Below are 19,213 nucleotides of genomic sequence, written 5' to 3'. Positions count from 1 at the left end.
TGCTCGACCGGCACGGGCACTGCAGCGGTCTTTTTTCCGGAAGCGATCTGTTTGATCTTTTCGGCCAGCTTTTTCATGAGCGATGTCCTCGGTTGCGGTCAGGAGTGGCGATAGATTCGACCAAACACAGCGCCCGAGGAAATTCATTGCCGCTATCGTACCGATTGACCAGGCGAGGCTTCGTCAGCCCTCAATCCAGACGCACCAGCACGCGCCCGACCTGACCGCCCGCCAGGATGCGCTCGATGGCCTCCGGCAGTTGCTCCAGACCGATCTCATGGGCCAGCTCATCGAGGTTGGCCAGCTTCCATTGCAACGACAGCTTGTCCCACATGGATGCCTTGACCACCAGCGGAATCTCCACCGAGTCCACGCCCAGCAGGTTCACGCCGCGAAGGATGAACGGCAGTACGCTGGCCTGGAAATGCGTGCCGGCAGTGAGACCGCAGCAGGCGGCACTGGCGCCGCGCTGCAGCGACTTGACCACGTTGAACAGGATGTCGCCGCCCACGGTATCCACCGCCCCGCCCCACTGCTCCTTCAGCAAGGCCTTGTCCACGCCGGCCTGCAATGCAGCACGTTCGACGATCTGCGTGGCCCCCAGGCGGGTCAGGAAATCGGCCTGGTCGGCCTTGCCGGTCACGGCCGCGACCTTGTAGCCGAGGCTGGCCAGCAACGCCACCGCAATGCTGCCGACACCGCCGGTCGCACCGGTCACCAGCACCGGCGCGTCTCCCGGCTCGAGACCAGCCTGTTCCAGCTTGTCGACACAGAGTGCGGCAGTCAGGCCGGCTGTGCCGAGTATCATCGCGTCACGTAGTGACAGCCCCTGCGGACGCTTGATGATCCAGGCGGCCGGAACCCGGATGTACTGACCGAAGCCGCCGGCGGTATTCATGCCCAGGTCATAGCCGGTGACGATCACTTCATCGCCTTCGGCGAACTCGGCCACGCTGGACGAGGCCACGACACCGGCGGCATCGATCCCCGGAGTATGCGGATAGGCCCGGGTCACGCCACGATTGCCACTGGCCGACAGCGCATCCTTGAAATTCAGCGAGGAATAACGCACCCGGATGAGCACCTCACCGGCGGGCAGGTCTTCGGTGGTTCGCTCGACGACCTTCGACTCGAAACGGCCACCTTCGGTCTCGCTGACTTGTAGTGCCTTGAAGCTGCTCATCGCGGTTCCCCTTGTCATTGCCAAAAACGTTGTTCGTTCAGCCGGCTCCAGCCTTTCAGCAAGCCGTGCTCCATGATCGTGCTGGCCGCCATGCCGAAACGTTCCGGCAAGCTCTTCTTCTGGATGTAATGCAGCTGGAAGAGTTCGGCCTCCTGCGCGCGCTCGGCGAGATACTGATCGCTGGTCTTAAGCTCATCCGCCAGATGCTTGCCGAGTGCGGCGATCCCCAGCCACACCTCGCCCGTCGCAACATCGTCGATCGAGAGGTTCTGGCGGTAGCGCGCCACGAAGTTCTTGAACAGCTCATGGGTCGTTTCCAGGTCTTCCTGGAACTTCTCCCGGCCCTTTTCGGTGTTCTCGCCGAACACCGTGAGCGTGCGCTTGTATTCACCGGCGGTGAGCACCTCGAAGTCCACGTCATGCTTCTTCAGCAAGCGATGAACGTTGGGCAGCTGCGCAACCACGCCGATGGAGCCGAGGATCGCGAACGGCGCCGTGAGGATACGGTTGCCGATGCAGGCCATCATGTAACCACCGCTGGCCGCGACCTTGTCGACGCAAACCGTCAGCGGCACGCCGGCATCGCGGATGCGCACCAGCTGCGAGGCGGCCAGACCGTAACCGTGAACCATGCCGCCACCGCTTTCCAGGCGCAGCACCACTTCGTCCTGAGGCGTCGCCATGGTCAGCAATGCGGTGATCTCATGGCGCAGGTTTTCCACCGCCGACGCACGGATGTCGCCGTCGAAATCGAGCACGAACACACGTGCGGACGTCTCCGATTTCTTCGTCTGCTTGGCCGCCTTCGCCTCCCGCTTGCGCAACGCCTTGAACTCATCCTTTTCCAGCACTGCTTGCTCCAGGCGCTCGCGCATGGACTTGTAGAATTCGTTGAGCTTGTGCACCTCCAGATGTCCACCGCCCTGTTTGCTGCGTCCACGCCGCATGGACGCGAGTGCGATGAGCACGATCACGATAGCCACCACCAGCGTGACGGTCTTGGCCAGGAAGCTGGCGTAGTCGACAAGAAATTCCACGTATCCCCCTCGATGAGTTTCAGGCGCCCGCCGCAGCTCTTGACGCCGAGCCGCCAGCATACCGATGGCCCCTTGGCTGAGCCAGTCGGCGCAATTCAAACAAACGTTCGAATTATCGTTGACACTCCGGAACGATGTCCCTACCCTCGCGAAAAAACAGTGCCGGCCGGAGCAGCAGCATGGGCAGTATCTACCTGATCAGACATGGTCAGGCGTCTTTCGGCGCAGAAAACTATGACGTGCTCTCCCCCCTGGGTTATCGCCAGTCCGAAGCGCTGGGCGATTACCTGGCGCAACTCGGCGTGAGCTTCGACCGCTGCCTCAGTGGCGAACTCGATCGCCAGCAGGACACCGCCAGAGCGACCCTGGCGCGGCTCGGTCGGCAACCCGATCTTGAAATCGATGCGGCCTTCAACGAATTCCATGCCGACGCGGTGATCCGCGCCCACCTGCCCGACCTGCTGAAGGTCGAGCCCAACGCCATGCATATCCTGCGCAATGCCGCCGATCACCGTGCCGACTTCCAGAGACTTTTCACCTATGTGGTCCATCGCTGGATCTCCGGCGAGCACGAGAAAGACGAACTGGAAAGCTGGCAGCATTTCCTCGATCGCGTGCGCGGCGGGCTGGAACGGGTGCTCGAACAAGCCGGCAAGCGCGACCGCATTGCCATCTTCACGTCCGGCGGAACCATTACCGCGCTGCTGCAACTGATCATTGGCGTACCGCCGATCAAGGCCTTCGAGATGAACTGGCAGATCGTCAATACGTCGCTCAGCCAGCTGAAGTTTCGTGATCGCGACGTCGCGCTCGCGTCATTCAACAGTCATGCGCATCTGCAACTTCTGAAGAATCCGGAGCTCATCACCCATAGATGAGCCCAGCCCCACGCGGCCCAAAGCTGCGTGTAACCATAACGAGCAAAAAGGAAACCCTCATGAGCAACGTCGCCGAAACCTTCAAAGGCATGCAGTCGAAGTTCAACCCCAGCGCCGCCGCCGGCCTGGATCTGGTGTTCCAGTTCAACATCACCGATGCCGAGAACTACTACCTGGTCGTCAAGGACGGCACCTGTGACCTGCAGCAGGGCGACTCCAGCGACGCCAATGTCACCCTGATCATGGACAGCGAAACCATGCAGGGCATCGTCAGCGGCGAGACCGACGGCATGCAGGCCTTCATGGGCGGCAAGCTGCGCGCCGAGGGCGACATGATGCTGGCCCTGAAGCTCAGCGAGCTCTTCCCGGCCTGAGCCTCTTTCGGCGGTCGAGAGACACCAAAAACCGAAGTCCCGACTTCGGTTTTTTTATGTCCAACGTAGCCGTGAATGGCGGATCAGGCAGCTTGATTGACAGGCAACACGCCGGCCAATAACGGCCAGCCGCACTTGGTATCAGGCACCGCGAGCATTAGATTGTTGAATCATCTTGGGCACCAAACATAAGCAGAAGGGATAACAATGGCGCTTACAGATCAAAGCACCCCTGTCCGCACGGGTGAGGAATTGCCCGCCGATGTCATCGACCAGTACCTCAAGGCACATATCCCGGGACTGGACGGAACACCGCAGATTTCCCAGTTCCCCGGCGGCGCGTCGAACCTGACCTACCTGCTGCAATACCCCGGCCTGGACCTGGTGCTGCGTCGCCCGCCATTCGGCCACAAAGCCAAGTCTGCCCATGACATGGGCCGCGAGTTCCGCATTCTCAATCAGCTCAACGCTGGGTTCCCCTACTGCCCCAAGGCATATGTCTACTGCACCGATGAATCGGTGATCAATGCCGAGTTCTACGTAATGGAGCGCGTCAATGGCATCATCCTGCGTTCGGAACTGCCTCCGGAGCTGAATTTCGACGAGGCCCAGACCCGCGCCCTGTGCGAGAGCTTCATCGACAAGTTCGTCGAACTGCACAACGTCGACTACCAGGCCTGCGGGCTTGGCGATCTGGGCAAACCGGAAGGCTATGTGAAACGTCAGATCGAAGGCTGGAGCGAGCGTTACGAGCGCGCCATGACCCCCGATGCGCCGGCTTGGGACGCGGTCAAGGCCTGGCTGAAGGACAAGATGCCGGCCGATCACCCAAAACCCGGGATCATTCACAACGATTACCGCTTCGACAACGTCATTCTCAATCCGGACAACCCGATGGAAATCATCGGTGTGCTGGACTGGGAAATGACCACCATCGGTGATCCGCTGATGGATCTGGGCAACACCCTGGCCTACTGGATCGAAGCCAACGATCCCCAGCCGATGCAGGCGATGCGCCGACAGCCGAGTCACCTGCCCGGCATGCATACCCGTCAGGGCTTCGTCGATTACTACGCTCAGCGCGCCGGCATCGAAATCCCCTGCATCGACTTCTACTACACCTACGGCCTGTTCCGCCTGGCTGGAATCGTTCAACAGATCTATTACCGCTTCCATCATGGCCAGACTCAGGACAAGCGCTTTGCCCAGTTCATTCACATGAACAAGCTGCTGGAGCAAAAGGCGCTGCAAGTGATCGGGCAATCGAAGCTCTGACCCCACCCAATCCGTCTGTGGCCTGCCACAGAAACGAACAAGAAAGAGGAACGACCATGTCCAAGACCACCCTGTTCGACCTAGACGGCAAGATCGCCTTCGTTTCCGGCGCCAGCCGCGGTATCGGCGAGGCGATCGCAAAACTGCTCGCCCAGCAAGGCGCCCACGTAATCGTGTCCAGCCGCAAGATCGAAGGTTGCCAGGCGGTAGCCGACGCGATCGTCGCGGCTGGCGGAAAGGCCACCCCGGTGGCCTGCCACATCGGCGAGCTGGAGCAGATTCAGGCCGTGTTCGCGCAGATCCGCGAGCAGTTCGGCCGCCTCGACATCCTGGTCAACAACGCCGCCACCAACCCGCAGTTCTGCCATGTGCTGGACACTGACATATCGGCCTTCCAGAAAACCGTCGACGTGAACATTCGCGGCTATTTCTACATGTCCATCGAGGCCGGCAAGCTGATGCGCGAGCACGGCGGCGGCAGCATCATCAACGTCGCGTCGATCAATGGTGTTTCGCCAGGCAACTTCCAGGGGATCTACTCGATCACCAAGGGTGCCGTGATCAACATGACCAAGGCGTTCGCGAAGGAGTGCGCGCAGTTCGGCATTCGCTGCAACGCCTTGCTGCCCGGCCTGACCGACACCAAGTTCGCTTCGGCACTGGTCAAGAACGACTCGATCCTGCAGATGGCCCTGCAGCACATTCCGCTGAGCCGCGTTGCCCAGCCGAGCGAGATGGCCGGCGCTGTGCTCTACCTGGCCAGCGAGGCATCAAGCTACACCACCGGCGTGTCGCTCAATGTCGATGGCGGCTATCTGGCCTGACCCGACCAGCCAAATGAAAAAGGGAGCCGGAATGGCTCCCTTTTGTCATCTGCACGCTTACCAGTTCTTCAGCGCTTCGGTCGCCGCTGCGTTCAACGGCCTGGCCAGCAGGCCGGTCGGTGCAAGCTCCACCGCATAGCTGGCGCCATCGGCAATCGGCATGTAATCGACACGCAATACCTGCGCCTCGACCAGGTACATGTCGCGCTGCCCCAGCTGCAGCGACTGCCAGATATCCATGCCCAAGGGCTTCTCGCTCAACACGACGCGGCCATGCCGGGCCAGGTTCTGCTGCTCGACGGCAAGGTAGCGCCCAGAGAGCCGCTCCAGGCGATAGCCCGACTCCAGCCCGATCAGCTCGGCGAGGCTCTTCCAGCGCAACAGGTTCAGGTCGAGCTGCCAGAGATCGCCTTCCAGCATCACCGTTCGGGTTTCCTTCCCCTGCTCCAGCGTCACCTCGTAACGCTGTGCGCCCTGCGCCTGGAACGTCAGCGTGACCAGGGGCTTCTGCTCAGGGGGAAGCGCTGTGTAGGTGCTGATGTCATAGCCGATCAAGGCGATCAGAGCGGCCAGCGCCAGCACGACAAAACCACAGGTGCCGCGCAACCAGCCCATGAACCAGTGCCCCCCCAGCAGCAAGCGCAGCGCGACCAGCAGCACGATCAACGCCAGCAGAGCGACGACGATCGCAAGCCCGAGATATTGCATAACCAAGCGTCCTTTTCATTGGGTGCGACATTATCCGCAGGGGCCGTCAGCGCAGCCAGCACCGAGCTGGGATGCCGATCACGAGCCGGCGTTCTTGTTCGAGCGGAGGGCGACGTCGATCATATGGGCGCAGCCCTTTCACCCGGTCGGTGGCCGCATTATCCTCCGCAATCCCTCAACCCACCGAGATTCGCATGCCCTTCGCCCTCGAGCTGGCGCTGGACCCGTCCACGCTGGCGATCCTGTTTGCCGTCGCCTTTACTGCCGGCTTTATCGATGCCATTGCCGGTGGCGGCGGGCTGTTGACCATCCCGGCCCTGCTGACCGCCGGCCTACCGCCTCATCTCGTGCTGGGCACGAACAAGCTGTCCGCCACCTTCGGCTCGGCGACCGCCAGCTACACCTTCTACCGGCGACGCCTGTTCGAACCAGTCGTATGGAGGCGTGCGCTGATCGGTACGGCCATTGGTGCAGCGGTGGGCGCACTGCTGGCGCAATTCATGCCGGCAAGCTGGCTCAATCAGCTGCTGCCGCTGGTAGTGTCCGCCTGCGGCATCTACCTGCTGTTCAGCAAAGTGCCGGCGAAGGCTGCCGGTGAAGCAGCGGAAATCGGTCGTCGACGGCAGTGGCCGCAGAGCCTGTCGCTCGGCTTCTACGATGGCGTCGCTGGGCCCGGGACGGGCGCTTTCTGGACCGTCAGCAGCATGCTGCTCTATCCCCTCGACCTGTTGCGGGCCAGCGGGGTGGCGCGAACGATGAACTTCGTCAGCAACGCCGTGGCGCTGGCGGTGTTCATCGTGGGTGGGCATGTCGCCTGGGTACTGGGGATCGGCATGGGACTGGCGCTGATGACAGGCGCCTACTTCGGCGCACGCACGGCCATCGGCGGCGGCTCGCGCTTCATCCGTCCAGTGTTCATCCTCGTGGTACTGGCGATGAGCCTTCGCCTAGCCTGGCAGCACTGGTTCGGGGCGGCCTAGCCGACGCGCCAGGTACAGCTCGATCAGATAGCGAGCGATTGACTGGCGCGCGGGCAACGCCGGCAGGTTGTCGATGTGAAACCAGCGTGCATCCTCGATCTCCTCGGGCTGCGGGACGATCTCGCCGCCGGCATATTCGGCGTGGAACCCGAGCATGAGGGAGTGGGGAAACGGCCAGCCCTGGCTGGCGATGTATTGCGGTGGATGGATATCCACCCCGACCTCTTCACGCACTTCGCGCGCCACGCATTGCTCCACCGACTCACCCGGCTCCACGTAGCCGGCCAGCGTGCTGTAGACGCCAGGTGCAAAGCGCGGTGAACGCGCCAGCAGCAACTCGTCACCGCGGGTGACCAGGACGATCATGCTGGGCGAAAGCCGCGGATAGTGCTGAACGCCACAGGCTGGACAGTACATGGCGCGCTCACCGGCTCGCGCCTGCATCGGCGAACCGCAGCTACCGCAGAAGCGGTGCTGGCTGACCCAGGTGCCGATCTGCGTGGCGTAGCCGAGCAGGCGAAACAGGTCCGGATCAACCTGCTGCATGAACTGACGCAGCCCCTGCCAGCGCGCACCAGGCACATCGGCGGGGACATCCAGTTCGAAGAGAAAGACCGGCTCGCCATCGAAATGCCCCAGCCCCTGCTCGCTGAGCAGCGGCAGCTCCAGACGCTTGAGCCAGTCCCGCGGAAACAGAACACCGCTGTCGTCGACCAGGAACTGTTGCCGGCAATGCACCACTGCCCAGCCCCCCGCCAGCGAGGGGTCGAGCAGCGCCGCTTGCCAGCGCAGGCTCATCAGGCGGCGACCGGCATGCCCAGCGCGCGCACGCTCTCGCTGGCGAGATCGAGCACGCTGACCCGCGAATCGTCGCGCCGCAGGATCGCGCCGCCCTCGAGGTAGTACTCGAGGCTGGTCAGGGCGTCGGCAAGCGTCTCGAGCAGCTGCTCGGGGGGCATCTGATTCGACTCGAGCATGTGCTTCTGGATGAAATCGGCACAGGCTCCGATCAGCTCGGCAGCACGCTCCTGCTCGAGGAAGCGCAAACCGCCGCGAACAGCCTGCAGGCTGAACGGCACGTTGGCCAGATGCAGCTTCTCGCCGTTGGACTCGAGATAGGCGGTGATGGCGCGCTTGGCCAGCGCAAGCCCGGCGGTCGCCTCGTCGATCACCACGATGCAGGCTTCGGTCAGCTGGTGGTTGGCGAAGGCTTCGGCCTCCATGCCCGGACGGGCGACCTGAGGTTTGCTATCGCGCCGATCGCCACGTTCCAGGCTGGCGACCATGCTCTCGACATAGAGCACCGCATCGGCCAGGCGCAGGATGGCCTGCGGCTCTGGAGCCTGTTCCAAACTCCAGCCGGACACATCGCCCAACTGCGCCTGCAGCGTGCTCGCAGCCGAGGACAGCCCTACCATCCCCAGGGTCTTGGCCATCTTGCCGAGAAGGTTATGCAGGTTCGAATAGGCTTCCGCCTGGGCGGTACCACGCTCGATCAGGTCGAGCAGGTCCTTCAGGCTGGCCAGCTCTTCGCGAATCGCCGAGGACAGCGAACGCATGACGGCCTGTCCGGGACCGGCCAGGCGCTGGGATTCATCTTCCAGCAGGTGATCGGTAAAGGGCAGCGGGCTCAGCGAGAACACCTGCCTGACCTGGCTGGCAATCGGACCTTTGCTGTCCGCCAGTGCGACGACGTACAGCAATTCCTTGAGCAGGCTACGCGGCGCTTCGTATGTCGGGTTGCCGAGCACCTGCTTGAGCTCCCTGTCGAGCCGCGAGAACAGTTGCTTGCGCGATCTACGTGGCAACAGCTGGCCATCGAGCTGCGACTCGATGGCCGCACTGCCGATCCAGCACAGGCGGCCAGCCGGCGAGTCGATGAACAGATGATCGAGTCGCGTCAGCGCCCGCCCCATCAGTTTCAGGCTGGCCGGCAGGTTTTCTTCCCGGATGAAGCCGAGCAAGCCCACCTGGTACATCTGCCGCAGGCGGCGCGCTTCAGCTGCCGGAGCAGCGCCCTGTCGAACCGGCGTGTCGAGCGCAGGCCGGGCATGATCGAGACGAACACTGAAGAAGAAGCTTTCCGGCAGCGGCGGCTGCGCGCAGGCCTGACGCAGTGCATTGATCGCCGGCAGCAGCAGCTCCGGGATTTCCTGGCGGCTGGCATCGACGCTTTCCAGGTAGCGGCGCAGCACATAGAGCGCGTTGCTCAGCGCAGCCAGCTGCCCGTCGCGATCCTCGCCCGCACCGACGGGAATGTCGGTGGCCAGTTGGAGGATTTCCTGGGCGAGCAGTTCGGCACCGGTCAGTTCGATCAGATTGAGCGTGCCGCGGACCTGTTTGAGGTTCTCGACGGCCTGCTGCAGAAGACCGCCGTTGTTGCGATCGATGATGAAATGCTCAAGGCTCTGCTCGGCCTCTTCCATAGTGGCGAACAGCTCATCCCGGACCAGACCGAGTGATGTAGCTCCAGTAACCATGCCTAGTGCGCCTCCCGCGCAAACGTGTGATGGCGCATCAGTCGGCAAAGTCCGGCTTCTGTTTGCTCATGTGAGCGGCGATGGCAACCTTGATATCGGCCGACTGCAGCATGGCCGCATTCCAGGTGGCGATGTATTCGAGACCATCGTCGACGCGGTGGTCGCGCATGTAGCGGATCATTTCCTTGGTGCCACGGATGGCGATCGGTGACTTGCTGGCGATGTCGCGGGCCAGCTCCAGCACACCCTCCATCAGCGCCTGCTGATCGGCGTAGGTGCGATTGACCAGGCCGATGCTGCGCGCTTCATCACCGCGGATGGCGCGGCCGGTGAAGGCCAGCTCGCGCATCATGCCGTCGCCGATGATACGTGGCAGGCGCTGCAGTGTACCGACATCGGCGGCCATGCCCATGTCGATCTCCTTGATCGAGAATTTCGCATCCACCGTGCTGTAACGCATGTCGCACGCCGAGATGAGATCGATGGCGCCCCCCAGGCAATAGCCCTGGATCGCAGCGAGTACAGGCTTGCGGCAGTTGTCGACCGCGTTGAACGAAGCCTGCAACGACAGGATCTTGCGCCGCAGCCGCTCGGCATTGCGCCCGACATCGCTGCCCAGCTGGCTACCCACAGAGGCCAGCAGCTGAAGGTCGATGCCTGACGAGAAATGCTCCCCGGCTCCGCTGAGGACCACTACACGCACGTCATCCGTGGCATCGACCCAATTGAAGATATCGATGATTTCCGTCCAGAACGCGGCATCCATCGCATTGATCTTCTCGGGTCGGTTGATCACGACTCGGGCAATCTTGTCTGCCAACTCTACGCGGAAGGCTTTGTATTCGGTCACGCTATCATCCTCGACAGCAAGCGCATGGGAACGTCGTGACGGGAGCAGCCCGGGACGACGGTGGGCAACTATAACAACTGGTACCAGCCCGAGTGTATGCCGATGCAGACGATGTGATACAGACCACGCCGCCGGACGGCCCGTTCGTGCCGATGTAGAGCCTCGAAGCCACGACCATCACCCCTGGCGGATGCAATCGACGGTGTATGCGCTGCCGTTGGTGGTGACCTCGTGTTGCAAGCCATGGACGTCCGCATCGAAGCCCGGGAAGCGCTCGGCGAAGTCCCGGGCGAAACGAAGGTAATCGAGAATCGAGCGAGTCTCGCCGGTGAAACGCTCGCCCGGCATGATCAGCGGGATGCCCGGCGGATACGGCACCAGCATCACCGCTGCTACGCGCCCTTCCAGCTCATCGATCGGAACTGCCTCGACCTCGCCGCGAACCAGCGCATCATAGGCCTGCGCCGGGGTCATGGCCGGCTCCGGCAGCGCCGTGTACATCCGCCGCATCGCCCGCGCCGTTGCGTTTTCGCAATAACAGGCATGCAGTGCATCGCACAGGTCGCGCAGCCCCATGCCGGCATAGGTGGCAGCGCCGCTGCGGGCAACCGACGGCAGCGCTTCGATCAGCGGGATGTCGGCGTCGTAATGGCGTTTGAATTCCAGCAACTCGGTCAGCAGCGTGCTCCACTTGCCCTTGGTGATGCCCATGGAGAACAGCACGAGCATCGAGTACAGGCCGGTCTTCTCTACCACCAGGCCACGTTCCCAGAGGAACTTGCTGACCACCGCCGCCGGGATGCCACTTTCGCCCAGCGCGCCGGACGCGGTGAGGCCCGGCGTCACCAGCGTGACCTTGATCGGATCGAGCAGCACATAGTCGTCGGCAACATCGCCGAAACCATGCCAGTCGGCGGTGGGCTCGAGCAGCCAGTCCCGCGTCACCAGCTCATCGGCGCCGTCAACCCGCGGCGGCTGCCAGATACTGAACCACCAGTCGTCCGGATCGATGTGCTGACGCAGGTTGGCCAGCGCCCGCCGGAAGCTCAGGGCCTCGTCGAAGGTCTCTTGGATCAGCGAGCGACCCGCCGGCCCTTCCATCATTGCCGAGGCCACATCGAGCGACGCCAGGATGCCGTACTGCGGCGAGGTGGAGATGTGCATCATGAAGGCTTCGTTGAAGCGGTCACGGTCCAGCTGCCGGGTCTGGCTGTCGAGTACGTGGATCATCGAGGCCTGGCTGAAGGCGGCCAGCAGCTTGTGCGTGGAATGGGTGGTAAATACCAGCGGCCCCTGTTCACGGGTATCCATGCCGTAACGGCCATCGTAGAACTCATGAAAGGCCGCGTAGGCGTACCAGGCCTCGTCGAAATGCAGCACCTCGACGTTGTCGGCCAGGGTGCGCTTGATCAGGTTGGCGTTGTAGCACAGGCCGTCGTAGGTGGAATTCGTGACCACCGCCAGCTTGACCTTCGGCGGGCGCCCACGCGCCAGCGGGTTGGCGGCGATCTTCGCCTGGATCGACTCGCGGGTGAACTCCTCCAGCGGAATGGGTCCGATGATGCCCAGTTCGTTGCGTGCGGGGCTCATGTACAGCGGTATCGCACCGGTCATGATGATCGCGTGGAGGATCGACTTGTGACAGTTGCGATCGACCAGTACCAGGTCGCCACGCGCCACCATCGAATGCCAGACGATCTTGTTTGCCGTCGAGGTGCCGTTGATCACGAAGAAGGTATGATCCGCGCCGAAATTGCGCGCGGCACGGGCTTCCGCGGCGGCCACCGGCCCGGTGTGATCAAGCAGCGAACCGAGCTCCGGCACCGACACGGAGAGATCCGAGCGCAGCGTGTTTTCGCCGAAAAACTGATGGAACGCCTGGCCGACCGGACTCTTGCGATAGGCGACCCCCCCGCCGTGGCCCGGCGTGTGCCAGGAGTAATTGGACTCGCCGGTGTGCTGCACCAGGGCTCGGAAGAACGGCGGCAGCAGGTCCTCGAGGTAGTTGCGCGCCGCCCGAGCGACCTGCCGAGCCAGAAACGGCACGGTGTCCTCGTAGAGGTAAAGCAGCCCGCGCAGCTCGTTGAGATCGGCCATGGCCTCGGCGGGCGCATTTTCGATCGTCACCTGCTCGCCAAGGGCGAAGATCGGCAGACGCGGTGCGCGGCGTCGGGCGACACGAATCAGTTCGACGACATCATGCAGCAGCCGCTGATTGTCACCGGCGCCTTCGGCGGCCACCAGGATACAGGCCAGTCCGTGGTGGGTCGACGCCACGATGCGCCCCTCGCTGGAGCTCGCTGTGGGCAGGATATTGAAACCGTCGCGTTCCAGCTCCGAGGCGATGCCTCGCACGCGTTCGCCGGCAACGGTGTCGGCCTTGATGTCGCGATGGACGATGAGGATCGGGAATTTCAGGTCTTTGTACATGCGCGCTCTCTGCGGACAGTCTTCCTACAGGGTAGAAGTGTCCGCAGCAAAGGAACAGCGCATTAGGAACCGGACGGATGCCGCGTGAAGACGATCAGCCTTCCAGCTGCATCCACAGCGGCGCGGCACCGGCGGCCTTCTCGATTGCCGCCATGCGCGCCATGTGCGCAGCCAGTTCCTCATCGCTGGCGCGCAGCACGGCGGTGCGCGGCCGATCAGCCGGCAGGCGGCGGATCGGGCTGGGCTGCGGTCGCCCGCCATCGGAGCTTTCGCCATCGCCGGCCAGGGACAGATTCGTCTGCCCACCGGTCATGGTCAGCCAGACATCGGCGAGAATCTCGGCGTCGAGCAATGCGCCGTGCAGGTCGCGCCCGGAGTTGTCCACACCGTAGCGCTTGCAAAGGGCGTCGAGGCTGTTGCGCTGCCCCGGGTGACGCTCACGCGCCATCAGCAGCGTATCGAGCACCGTGCAGTGGTCGGTGATTTCGGCACGATCCTGCTGGCCCAGCAGGGCGAACTCGTTGTTGATGAAGCCAAGGTCGAACGCCGCATTGTGGATGACCAGCTGCGCGTCCTTGATGAACTCGAAAAACTCGTCGGCAATATCACGAAAACGCGGCTTGTCGACGAGGAATTCATTGGTGATGCCGTGAACCGCGATCGCCCCTTCATCAACCTCACGATCGGGCTGCAGATAGACATGGTAGTGACGCCCGGTCAGGCGGCGACCGATGACCTCGACACAACCGATCTCGATGATCCGGTGGCCATCGGTGACTGGCATACCCGTGGTTTCGGTATCGAGTACTACGCTGCGCATGTCGTTTCGCTCACTTACACAATGGGTTGTCGTTTGGCCTGAACCACGCCACGGTTGGCCAGCAGGTCGGCCTGCTCGTTGCCTGGGTGCCCGGTATGTCCGCGGACCCACTGCCAGCTCACTTCGTGACGATTGACCTGCTCGTCGAGCTGCTGCCAGAGGTCGGCATTCTTCACCGGCTGCTTGCTCGCCGTCTTCCAGCCGCGCTTCTTCCAGTTCGGCATCCAGTCGTTGATACCCTGCATGACGTATTGCGAATCCGTCACCAGCCGCACCTTGCATGGACGTTTCAGCTCGGCGAGCGCGCGAATGGCGGCCATGAGCTCCATGCGATTGTTGGTGGTGTCCGGCTCGCCGCCCCAGAGCTCGCGCTTTACGCCCTTATATATAAGCAGCGCTCCCCAGCCACCGGGACCAGGATTGCCCTTGCAGGCGCCATCGGTATAAATCTCGACCCAATCGTCGCTCATGTGGATTGCTTACTCGTTTTGACGGCGACGGCCTTCACGGCAACCGGTGGTGCTCGGCATCGCGGCGGCTGATCTTGGCTACCGGCATCGGCAGCAGCTTGCCCATCCGCTCGCGACGCTCCTGGCGCAACGGCCGCAGACCGATCATCAGCTTGCGCGCCACCAACAGGTAGAAGCCTCCGGTCGGCGCCTGCAGCTGCTGCCCAATGGACTCCAGACGCGACAATCGCGCCTGCCAGTCGCTCGAAGAAAGCGGCGGACAATAGCATCCGAAGCGGCGTTTCTCCAGCGCGAATCCCAGCAGATTCAGCCAGTCGCCGACCCGCGACGGACGGATGCAACGGGCCTGTCGAAAGCCCTCCCGCGACACCAGATGGCGCAGCCCCCAGGCGCTCCAGGGATTGATGCCGACGATCAACAGATGCCCGCCGGGGCGCACACCGCGTGCCGCTTCGCGCAGCAGGCCGTGTGGCGAGAGGCTGAAATCCAGCGCGTGCTGCAGCACGACCACGTCGGCGGCATGCTCGCCAAGCGGCCAGGCCTGTTCCTCGCAGTGGATTTCCACGCCCGGCAGAGGCGCACCAAGGCGAACGCTCCGCTTGATGTTCTGCGGCTGCACCGGCTCCCCGGCGAACGGCCCGTTGTGCACCAGATAGCTGCCGAAGCATCGGGCCAGCTCATCGGTCAGGATCTGCTTCTCCTGCGCAAGCAGCTGCTGGCCCAAGGGGCCGGCGAACCAGTCGGACGCCTGGCTGATCATGGACAGCCAATGGTCGCTGGCGTGGTTGGACGGTCGCTCGTTCATCGCTCGGCTCCGTTCGCCCGCGGATTCGCAGGGCGCTGGGTTCGATCAGGCTCAACGCTTCCATGGGACTGCCAGAGCCCGCTCCCGTTTCCGGCGCGGGTTGCAGCCTGGCGGGAACAGCCCCTAGGATGCGCCTTTGTGATCCGCTTGGCGACCCATCCATGTTCAAGATCGAAGCCCTGCCCGCCTTCACCGACAACTATATCTGGCTGCTCCAGGACGACGCTGCCCGGCGTTGCGTGGCGGTCGATCCCGGTGACGCAGCGCCCGTGCTGGACTGGCTGTCGGCACATCCCGGCTGGCAGCTGAGCGACATTCTGGTGACGCACCACCATCACGACCATGTCGGTGGCGTCGAGCGGCTCAAGGCACAGACCGGCGCCCGCGTCTACGGGCCAGCCGCCGAGAAGATCCCCGCGCGTGACGAGGCGCTGAGCGACGGCCAACGGATCGAGGTGCTCGGCAAGCGCCTGCAGATCATCGCCGTCCCAGGGCACACGCTCGGACACATCGCCTACTTTCACGCTGACCCAGACCAGCCATGGCTGCTCAGTGGCGACACGCTGTTCGCAGCCGGTTGTGGACGCCTTTTCGAAGGCGCGCCCGAGCAGATGTTCGAGTCGCTCACCCGCCTGGCCAGCGTCCCCGACCACACACTGGTCTATTGCACGCATGAGTACACGCTGAGCAATCTGCGTTTCGCCCAGGCGGTTGAGCCACACAACGCGGACATCGCCGCGCGCATCGGCGAAGTAACCCAGCTGCGCGAGGCGGGTCGATTCAGCCTGCCCAGCCGACTGGACATCGAGCGCAAGACCAACCCGTTCCTGCGCAGCGAGGTCGAAGCGGTACGGCAGGCGGCGAGCCAGCATTGCAGCAGTCCGCTGGCGACCAACGTCGCGGTTTTCGCGGCTTTGCGTGCCTGGAAGGATCGTTTCTGACAAGGTCGACAGGTTCCCGAAACGGGGCCTGCAAACTTGACCCCACCTGGGTGCATTCCTAGAATCCCCCGAATTTTGTTTCCGGGGAAGATTCCAGCCAATGCCGCCAGCTCCCAAGAAACGCCACGAAACGGACGCCTTGGCAGCCTCTGGTCGTGCGTTGGCCCTCGCCATTTGCGTAGCCCTAGCGGGCTGTCAGAGCAACGCCGTGCGTGACGATGCTCTCGAACAGACAAGGCGCGCAGTGGTGCCTGCGGCACAGGAGCCGATCTGGCTGAGCGACACCACCACCGAGGTCGAGCACCAGGATATCTGGGAGCGAATCCGCGACGGCTACAAGCTGCAGGAGCATCTGGACAGCAACCCCCGCATCGAACAGCAGCGTCTCTTCTTCTCCAGCCGCCCCCGATCCATAGAGATCGCCAGCGAGCGCGGCAGCCCCTTCATCCATTACATCGTCGAGCGGCTCGAAGAGCGCGACATGCCGCTGGAGCTCGCGTTGCTTCCGATCATCGAAAGCTCCTATGACCCCTTCGCCTACTCGCCGGCGCACGCGGTCGGGCTCTGGCAGTTCATTCCATCCACCGGCCGGCACTTCAACCTGCGCCAGACCAGCTGGTACGACGGCCGCCGCGACATCACCGCCTCGACCAATGCGGCCTTGCGCTATCTGAGCTATCTGCACGGGCTGTTCAACGGTGACTGGCTGCTGGCACTGGCGGCCTACAACGCAGGCGAAGGCACCGTCAGCCGCGCCATCGAGCGCAACCAGAAGCTGGGCCTGCCCACCGATTACTGGAACCTGCCGCTGCCGCAGGAAACCCGCGACTATGTGCCCAAGCTGCTGGCGCTGTCGCAACTGATCCAGGCACCGGAAGCCTATGGCATCAATCTCAGCCCGATCGCCAACGAACCCTATTTCGAAGTCATCGCACTCAAGCAGCGCATGGACCTGGCACGCGTCGCCAAACTCGCCGACCTAGACGAGGACGAGCTCTACCAGCTGAACCCGGCGTTCACCCGGCGGATCACCCTGGACGGCCCGCAGCAGCTGCTCGTACCCATGGAGAAAGCCGAGATGCTGGCGGCCAACCTCGCCCTGATGAAGCCCCAGGAGCTGGTCGACTGGCAGCAGTATCAGGTTCGCGCCGGCGATACGCTGGGGACGATCGCCAACCGTCACCACCTCACCGTCAATATCATTCGCGACGTCAATCGGCTCAAGAGCGACTCGCTGCGCGTCGGTCAGGTACTCAGCATTCCCACCAGTGGCGATGCCCAGGCGTCGCGCGAGCTGTTGCATGCTGTTGCACGTCAGCCGGCCGCGACTCCGCGTAGCTATAGGGTGAAGCCCGGCGACAACCTGTGGGACATCGCAAAGGCCCAGCGCGTATCGGTTCGGGACCTGCAGCGCTGGAACAAGCTGTCCGGCAGCCAGCTCAAGGTCGGCCAGGCGCTGTTCCTGCAGGGTCCGGCAGCAAGCGTTGCGCAAAAGAAAGGCAATGCCCCTACCTATTACAAGGTGCAGAAAGGCGATTCGCTGTACCAGATCGCCAAGCGTTTCAACGTCCAGTTGACCAACCTCAAGACCTGGAACAAGGGCGCCGACGTGCTGCGCCCTGGCCAACTGCTGACGCTGTATCTCCCCAACTGAAGGATTCAGCCGCCAGGGCGCTTGCCCAGTGACTCCAGGCAGCGTCCGGTCAGCTGGGTGAAGCGCTGGAACGCAACGAACTGCTCGTGCTTGAGCGCCCGACCGGACAGCCTGCAATCACCATACAGCACACCGATCTCACGCGTGCCGGCCATCAACGGCGCAATGAAGAACATTCCGCTGCCCAGCCGCTGTCGTAGCGGCTGCGTCACCAGGTCCGCCAGGTTGTAGCTTGCCGGAACCCCCATCCACAGCGACTGCCGATGGCGCAACGCGTAGCTGAACACGTGTGGCTGCTCGGGCTGATCGGCCGGCAGAACGAAGCCCTGGAGCCAGTCCGCGGTTCCCTCGCCGATCGCACAGCGAACCTTGAAACGGCTCTGCTGGTCGGCCAGCACCGCCACCATCACTCGCTCCAGCCCAACGCCGCGATGCAGGCCCTGCAGCAGGGTGTCCAGGATCAAGCTGGCGTCGCCGCTGCCGTTCACCATCAGCCCCAGGTCCTGCAATGACTGCTGCATCAGCAGCAGGTCCGGCTGCAGCAGGGCTGCCTGACGCTGGGCCTGCTGCAGGCGAATCTGCTCGGGATCGGTGCTCGGGATCAATTTGCCCAGACGACTGGCGCCAAAGGTGGCAGCCACCCGCACCGTCTCATCGGCGCTGGCGAGGATCTGCTGCAACGCGTCGTTTTCGTCCACGCCGGTAAAGTCGGCGACCGCCTTGGTCAAGGCGGTCATCCGCTCGCACTCCCATCCACCCAGCGCGGCTTCGCTGATCTGCACGCCCAGCGCGACCGCGCGGGCGGCGGGATCGCTCCCCGCTGCCTGGCTGTGCGCGAGGCTGGTCAGCTCTCCGAGGTTCCAGCTCCTGACCAACCCCAGGCTGAGCTGGCGGAAGCTGGTGCCCAGCACCTGCTGCACCGCCTCGTCAGCCTTGATACCGGGTTGCGTTAGCAGCTGCGCGAGCTCCTCGACCTGCTCGCCGCCGCAGCCCCAGAACGCCAGTTCACCGACGTTATAGAGCAGCGCCGCGATGAAGACCTCTTCCTCATGCCGCGACAGCACGTAGCCGGCGATATTGCGTGCCTGCACCGCGGCATGGAACGAGCGCGCAAGCAGTTCCAGCAGCTGCTCGCGCGGCGCACGCGCAAGTAGGCTGTCGATCAGCGTTACCGACAGGCTGATCAGACGCACGTTCTCGAAGCCGATCATCACGATGGCTCGGGATATGGTCTTGATGGTTTCCTGGGAGGGGTTGTAATAGCTGCTGTTGCCGACCCGCAGCACCTTGGAGGTCAGCGAAGCATCGCGCAGCAGCACATCGGCAAGCTGCTGGACCGATGCATGCTCGTGCTCGGCCAGGCGTTGCAGATCCTTCACCACGGATGCCAGCGCGGGCAGCTCCGATTGATTGAGGCGCTCGATCCACGCCTGCACACCCTGGGCACGTACATCCAAGAGGTCACCTCTCCACAATGCCATTACGGGAAATGGACGGCAGTTTG

18 protein-coding genes are annotated in these 19,213 nt (G+C 63.3%); 7 read left to right on the top strand and 11 right to left on the bottom strand.

From position 1 onward, the window contains the following. Positions 1 to 190 precede the first annotated feature (190 nt). The gene (locus ACVRRC_RS14910; protein WP_061373649.1) at positions 191 to 1,183 is read right to left on the bottom strand and encodes a YhdH/YhfP family quinone oxidoreductase; all 993 of its coding nucleotides are present in this window, start codon (positions 1,181 to 1,183) and stop codon (positions 191 to 193) included. A 14-nt stretch (positions 1,184 to 1,197) separates the two neighbouring features. Next, positions 1,198 to 2,220: a protease SohB gene (gene sohB / locus ACVRRC_RS14905; protein ID WP_011913366.1), complete on the bottom strand. Its 1,023-nt coding sequence runs from the start codon at positions 2,218 to 2,220 to the stop codon at positions 1,198 to 1,200. Positions 2,221 to 2,399: 179 nt separating this feature from the next. Between sohB and ACVRRC_RS14900 the strand changes: the two genes are divergently transcribed. From ACVRRC_RS14900 to ACVRRC_RS14885, 4 genes are all read left to right on the top strand, one after another. Then, entirely contained in the window at positions 2,400 to 3,098 is a 699-nt protein-coding gene (locus ACVRRC_RS14900; RefSeq protein WP_472997168.1) for a histidine phosphatase family protein, read from the top strand. Positions 3,099 to 3,157: 59 nt separating this feature from the next. After that, positions 3,158 to 3,472, top strand: a complete 315-nt coding sequence (locus ACVRRC_RS14895; RefSeq protein WP_013982897.1) for an SCP2 sterol-binding domain-containing protein — start codon at positions 3,158 to 3,160, stop codon at positions 3,470 to 3,472. A gap of 207 nt (positions 3,473 to 3,679) precedes the next feature. After that, positions 3,680 to 4,747, top strand: coding sequence for a phosphotransferase family protein (locus tag ACVRRC_RS14890; protein WP_014596784.1), 1,068 nt, complete (start codon positions 3,680 to 3,682; stop codon positions 4,745 to 4,747). 56 nt (positions 4,748 to 4,803) lie between these two features. Then, positions 4,804 to 5,571, top strand: coding sequence for an SDR family oxidoreductase (locus tag ACVRRC_RS14885; RefSeq protein WP_068505981.1), 768 nt, complete (start codon positions 4,804 to 4,806; stop codon positions 5,569 to 5,571). A gap of 57 nt (positions 5,572 to 5,628) precedes the next feature. On the opposite strand, the gene ACVRRC_RS14880 is transcribed toward ACVRRC_RS14885, so the two are convergent. Next, on the bottom strand, positions 5,629 to 6,279 hold the full coding sequence (locus ACVRRC_RS14880) for a hypothetical protein (RefSeq protein ID WP_111481965.1): 651 nt from the start codon (positions 6,277 to 6,279) through the stop codon (positions 5,629 to 5,631). A 194-nt stretch (positions 6,280 to 6,473) separates the two neighbouring features. Between ACVRRC_RS14880 and ACVRRC_RS14875 the strand changes: the two genes are divergently transcribed. Beyond that, positions 6,474 to 7,259: a TSUP family transporter gene (locus ACVRRC_RS14875; RefSeq protein ID WP_011913372.1), complete on the top strand. Its 786-nt coding sequence runs from the start codon at positions 6,474 to 6,476 to the stop codon at positions 7,257 to 7,259. On the opposite strand, the gene nudC is transcribed toward ACVRRC_RS14875, so the two are convergent. The 7 genes from nudC to ACVRRC_RS14840 form a co-directional block, all read right to left on the bottom strand. Continuing rightward, complete coding sequence (nudC, locus tag ACVRRC_RS14870; protein ID WP_013982900.1) at positions 7,227 to 8,057, bottom strand: NAD(+) diphosphatase; 831 nt, start codon at positions 8,055 to 8,057, stop codon at positions 7,227 to 7,229. The genes ACVRRC_RS14875 and nudC overlap by 33 nt on opposite strands. After that, positions 8,057 to 9,739: a FimL-related protein gene (locus ACVRRC_RS14865; protein ID WP_061373653.1), complete on the bottom strand. Its 1,683-nt coding sequence runs from the start codon at positions 9,737 to 9,739 to the stop codon at positions 8,057 to 8,059. The genes nudC and ACVRRC_RS14865 overlap by 1 nt, the downstream gene beginning before the upstream one ends. Before the next feature lie 37 nt (positions 9,740 to 9,776). Then, entirely contained in the window at positions 9,777 to 10,589 is an 813-nt protein-coding gene (locus ACVRRC_RS14860; RefSeq protein WP_472997167.1) for a crotonase/enoyl-CoA hydratase family protein, read from the bottom strand. 177 nt (positions 10,590 to 10,766) lie between these two features. Beyond that, the gene (locus ACVRRC_RS14855) at positions 10,767 to 13,019 is read right to left on the bottom strand and encodes an Orn/Lys/Arg family decarboxylase (RefSeq protein ID WP_472997166.1); all 2,253 of its coding nucleotides are present in this window, start codon (positions 13,017 to 13,019) and stop codon (positions 10,767 to 10,769) included. Positions 13,020 to 13,113: 94 nt separating this feature from the next. Then, entirely contained in the window at positions 13,114 to 13,839 is a 726-nt protein-coding gene (dnaQ, locus tag ACVRRC_RS14850) for a DNA polymerase III subunit epsilon (RefSeq protein ID WP_011913377.1), read from the bottom strand. Between the two features lie 14 nt (positions 13,840 to 13,853). Beyond that, positions 13,854 to 14,309, bottom strand: a complete 456-nt coding sequence (gene rnhA / locus ACVRRC_RS14845; protein ID WP_011913378.1) for a ribonuclease HI — start codon at positions 14,307 to 14,309, stop codon at positions 13,854 to 13,856. A gap of 34 nt (positions 14,310 to 14,343) precedes the next feature. Next, on the bottom strand, positions 14,344 to 15,114 hold the full coding sequence (locus ACVRRC_RS14840; protein WP_013982905.1) for a class I SAM-dependent methyltransferase: 771 nt from the start codon (positions 15,112 to 15,114) through the stop codon (positions 14,344 to 14,346). Between the two features lie 161 nt (positions 15,115 to 15,275). On the opposite strand from ACVRRC_RS14840, the gene gloB reads away from it, so the two are divergent. Both gloB and ACVRRC_RS14830 read left to right on the top strand, forming a co-directional pair. Continuing rightward, the gene (gene gloB / locus ACVRRC_RS14835) at positions 15,276 to 16,055 is read left to right on the top strand and encodes a hydroxyacylglutathione hydrolase (protein WP_135265943.1); all 780 of its coding nucleotides are present in this window, start codon (positions 15,276 to 15,278) and stop codon (positions 16,053 to 16,055) included. A gap of 100 nt (positions 16,056 to 16,155) precedes the next feature. After that, complete coding sequence (locus tag ACVRRC_RS14830; protein WP_196304884.1) at positions 16,156 to 17,709, top strand: LysM peptidoglycan-binding domain-containing protein; 1,554 nt, start codon at positions 16,156 to 16,158, stop codon at positions 17,707 to 17,709. Between the two features lie 5 nt (positions 17,710 to 17,714). On the opposite strand, the gene ACVRRC_RS14825 is transcribed toward ACVRRC_RS14830, so the two are convergent. After that, a complete protein-coding gene (locus ACVRRC_RS14825) occupies positions 17,715 to 19,166 on the bottom strand; it encodes an HDOD domain-containing protein (protein ID WP_014596792.1) in 1,452 nt (483 codons plus the stop codon). Between the last annotated feature and the right edge of the window lie 47 nt (positions 19,167 to 19,213).

Source organism: Stutzerimonas sp. LR2, assembly GCF_055755175.1.
The sequence above is the reverse complement of the archived record's forward strand: the minus strand, read 5'-3'. Positions and strand labels throughout refer to the sequence as shown.